Origin of the sequence: Inquilinus limosus MP06, from assembly GCF_000767795.1 — a bacterium.
In the GTDB taxonomy this organism is placed as follows: Bacteria; Pseudomonadota; Alphaproteobacteria; order DSM-16000; family Inquilinaceae; genus Inquilinus; species Inquilinus limosus_E.
This window is the reverse complement of sequence record NZ_JANX01000592.1, coordinates 1-3803: the sequence shown is the minus strand read 5'-3', so window position 1 is coordinate 3803 and position 3803 is coordinate 1. Positions and strand designations below refer to the sequence as shown.

Sequence of the window (3803 nt, the reverse complement as noted above, 5' to 3'; positions counted from 1 at the left end):
GCGATCCGACTGGGCCTGGCGGCCGGGGCCGAGCCCCTGGCCGTTGCCACGGCGCTGCATCTCGGCCCGGTGCTGTACGGCAATATCGGCAGCCCCGACCGGCTGGACTTCACCGTGCTGGGTCCCGCGGTCAACCTGACCAGCCGGCTGGAAGGCCTGGCCAAGCAGCTCGGCCGGCCGACCGTGTGCTCCGACGCGTTCCGCCAGGCCTGGAACGGCGCCGCGGAGCCGCTCGGCGCCCACCCGATCCGCGGCCTGGCCGAGCCGCAGCCGGTGTTCGCGATCGCGGTGTGAGGGGCAGCAGAAACGGCTCTTGATCCTCCCCCTCCCCTTACGGGAGGGGGTAGGGGAGGGGTATTCGCGCCGACGGGATTGATGCTGAAGGTCACCGCCGGCCCCGCACAAACCCCCGCTTGCTCGACGCCGGCTCTCGCCGTCGACAGCCCCTCCCCCTACCCCCTCCCGCGAGGGGAGGGGGAGTGTGGAGAACACGTGCCGGTTCAGGCGATCGAATTCCGAAAGTCCCTCAGGCCGCCAGGCCGCGGACCAGCGCCTCGGACAGGCGGCGGGAGAAGGCGGCCGGGTCGGGCAGCGGCTCGCCCTCGATGATCCGGGCCTGGTCCAGCAGCAGGAAGGCGCAATCCTCCAGCGCCGGGTCCTTGGCCGCCGCCCGCTCCACCAGCCGGCGGATCAGCGGGTGGCCGGGATTGACCTCGAGGATGCGCTTCGACGCGGTGTCGACCCGCCGATGCTGCTTCAGCAGCCGCTCCAGATGCAGGTCGGTGTCGCCCTCGTCGGCAACCAGGCAGACGGCGCTGTCGGTCAGGCGCTGCGAGGCGCGGACGTCCTTGACCTGGTCGGCCAGGGCCAGCTTCAGCGCCGCCACCAGCTCGTCCATGCCCTCGCCGGCCTCGGGCTTCGGCGCGTCGTCCGGGGTCTCGATCTTCGACAGGTCGGCGCCGCCGCGGGTGGCCGATTTGAACGGCTTGCCCTGGAACTCGTTGAGCGAGGGCACCGCGAACTCGTCGACCGGGTCGGTCAGCAGCAGCACCTCGACGTCGCGGGCGCGGAAGCCCTCGAGCTGCGGCGAGCGGGCCAGCGCCGCCGCGTCGTCGCCGGTGATGTACCAGATCTCCTCCTGGCCCGGCCGCATCCGGCCGACATAGTCCTCGAGGCTGACGAGGCCATCGCCCTTGGTCGAGCGGAAGCGCAGCAGCGGCAGCAGGGCGTCGCGCTGCTCGCGGTCCTCGTAGATGCCTTCCTTCAGCACCGCGCCGAAGGCGGTCCAGAACGTGCCGTAGCTCTCGGCGTCGTCCTTGGCCTTGCGGCCGAGCTCCGCCAGGATCTTCTTGGTCACGCCCTGGCGGATCTTGGCCACGGTCGGGTTCGACTGCAGCAGCTCGCGGCTGACGTTGAGCGGCAGGTCCTCGCTGTCGATCACGCCGCGCAGGAAGCGCAGATAGGGCGGGATCAGCCCCTCCGCCGCCTCGGTCACGAACACCCGGCGGACATACAGCTTGACCCGGTGCTTGCGCTCCGGCTCCCACAGGTCGAAGGGCTGGCTGGACGGCACGAACAGCAGCGAGCTGTACTCGATCGCCCCTTCCGCCTTCCAATGCGCCGTCAGCCACGGCTCGTCGAAGGCGTGGGCGGCGTGGTGGTAGAACTCCTTGTACTCCTCGGCCGTGATCTCGGATTTTGGCCGGGTCCACAGCGCCGAGGCGCGGTTCAGCGTCTCGGTCTTGCCGTCCTCGCCGACCAGCACGATCGGAATCGCGATGTGGTCGGAGTGGGTCTTGACGATCTGGCGCAGCCTGAGCGGCGACAGGAACTCGTCCTCGCCCTCTGACAGGTGCATGACGATGCGGGTGCCGCGGGCCACGTCCCCGGCCGCGCCGACGGTGAAAGCGCCCTTGCCGTCGGAGACCCAGCGCCAGCCCTGCTCCTCCCCGGCCTTGCGCGAGAACACCTCGACCTCGCGCGACACCATGAAGGCCGAGTAGAAGCCGACGCCGAACTGGCCGATCAGCCCGACATCCTTCTTGGCGTCGCCCGTCAGCGTCTCGACGAAGGCGCGGGTGCCGGACCTGGCGATGGTGCCGAGATTTCCGACCAGCTCCTCGCGGCCCATGCCGATGCCGTTGTCGGCGATGGTCAGGGTGCGGGCCGCCGGGTCGACGGACAGGGTGATGCGGTAATCGGCGTCGCCGGCCGACAGCTCGGGCGCCGTGATCGCGGCGTAGCGCAGCCGGTCGCACGCATCGGAGGCGTTCGAGATCAGCTCGCGGAGGAACACCTCCTTCTGGCTGTAGAGCGAATGCGCCACGATATCGAGAAGGCGGCTGACTTCGGCCTGGAAGGTCAGGGTCTCGTCGGTCTTCTGCTGGTCCATCTCGGGGGTCCGGTGGGGATTCGTTGTCGCCGCCGATATGGGCAAAGCGGCGGCGGGACGCAACCCCACAGACGCCCGGCGTCAGGGCTTCGGCGCCAGCGCCGCGAGGTCGGTTCCGTTGATCAGCGCGCGGCCGGAAGCGTCGACCGCCAGGTCGTAGTCGCGCGCCGCCTTGCCGTCCGCGGCCTGGCTCTGCCGCCCCAGCATCTGGAAGATGGTGATGCCGGCGGCGGCGTCGGCGCCGTCGGGCTGCGACTGCAGGAATTTGACGAAATCATCGAGTCCCGCGACCTGCAGCTTGCCCTGCGCGGTCACGCCGAAGCGCGCCTGCGGGTCGACCGTGCCGCCGCCGTCGAGATGGATCGCCCCCTGCGGCGCGACGATGCTGAAGCTGTCGATCGACAGGCCGGCATTCGACTGCAGCAGCCGGGCGCCGATCTTCTGCATCATCTCCTGGAAGACGACGTCCCCGTAGGGCGACACCAGCGGGTCGTAGCCCTGCGGCCGGTCGGTCTGGATGGCCGCCTCGATCCCGTCCCAGAACAGCCCCTGGACCGAGCGGCTGGGAATGTCCTTCAGCGCGATGTCGATCTTCGCCTGCCGCGGCACCCAGCCGGCGAAGGGCAGGCCGGGGTCCAGCGCCAGCTCGTCCAGAGCCAGGGCCAGGCGATAGCCGGCCTGGTCGGTGTCCAGCCCGGCATAGATCTCGCCATAGCCGACATCACCGATGGCGAGGTTCACGTCCGGCGACCGCAGGCGCAGCCCGCTCACGGCGATTTCGGACTTGTACTGCGACAGCGCCGCCGCGGTCGCCCTGACCCGGGCGAACAAGGGGGTCAGCTCCTCCGGCGGCGGGGCGGCGTCGCCATGCTTCGCCATCAGCTGCTCGAAACCGCCGATCACGTCGATCAGCCCGGCCATGTCGAGGCCGTCGGCCGACAGGGCGTAGCGGGCCTTGGCCAGGTCGAACTGCGTGTCCGGCGCGGTCGCGTCGGGGTCCTGGGTCAGGGCGAAGGACACCCCGTCGACATCGAGCGTCAGCGCCGCCCCGGCGGTCGGCTTGCCGGCGGCCGGGGCCAGCGTGCCCGACAGCCGCACCCGGTCGACCGACAGGTTCCCGGGCTCCGCCTTGGTCGGCGCGTCCGCCACCTTCAGCCCGCGCAGCTCCAGCGCCATGTCGCTGCCCAGGCCGCGGCCCGGCGCGGCACGGTCCAGGCCGCTGTAGCCGCCGCCGAGGGTCAGCGACTCGAAGCCGACCGTGGTCTCGTCGCCGCCGCCCTGCAGGTCGGTCAGCGTCAGCTCGGTGTGCGACGCGCTGCCGGTCAGCTCCATCACCTCGCCGCATCAGCGCGTCCAGCTTGCGCTCGGCATTCGGCGGCGGCGGCGCCTGCGGGTCGCGCCGGGCGGCGTC

Annotated in this window: 3 protein-coding genes; 1 reads left to right on the top strand and 2 read right to left on the bottom strand. The window is 71.0% G+C overall.

Annotation, left to right across the window (positions count from 1 at the left end):
- Nucleotides 1-294, top strand: a 294-nt coding sequence (locus P409_RS29040) for an adenylate/guanylate cyclase domain-containing protein (RefSeq protein ID WP_034846627.1), incomplete at its 5' end; no start/stop codon positions are given.
- A gap of 232 nt (nt 295-526) precedes the next feature.
- Here the strand turns inward: P409_RS29040 and htpG are convergent.
- Both htpG and P409_RS29030 read right to left on the bottom strand, forming a co-directional pair.
- Nucleotides 527-2392 (bottom strand): molecular chaperone HtpG, encoded by a 1866-nt coding sequence (htpG, locus tag P409_RS29035; protein ID WP_034846625.1) that lies wholly within the window; start codon nt 2390-2392, stop codon nt 527-529.
- A gap of 81 nt (nt 2393-2473) precedes the next feature.
- On the bottom strand, nt 2474-3727 hold the full coding sequence (locus P409_RS29030; protein WP_152613599.1) for a hypothetical protein: 1254 nt from the start codon (nt 3725-3727) through the stop codon (nt 2474-2476).
- Between the last annotated feature and the right edge of the window lie 76 nt (nt 3728-3803).

What these genes read in the sequence shown, in the direction of transcription:
- htpG (WP_034846625.1), bottom strand. Translation starts at nt 2,392, where the DNA reads ATGGACCAGCAGAAGACCGACGAGACCCTGACCTTCCAGGCCGAAGTC.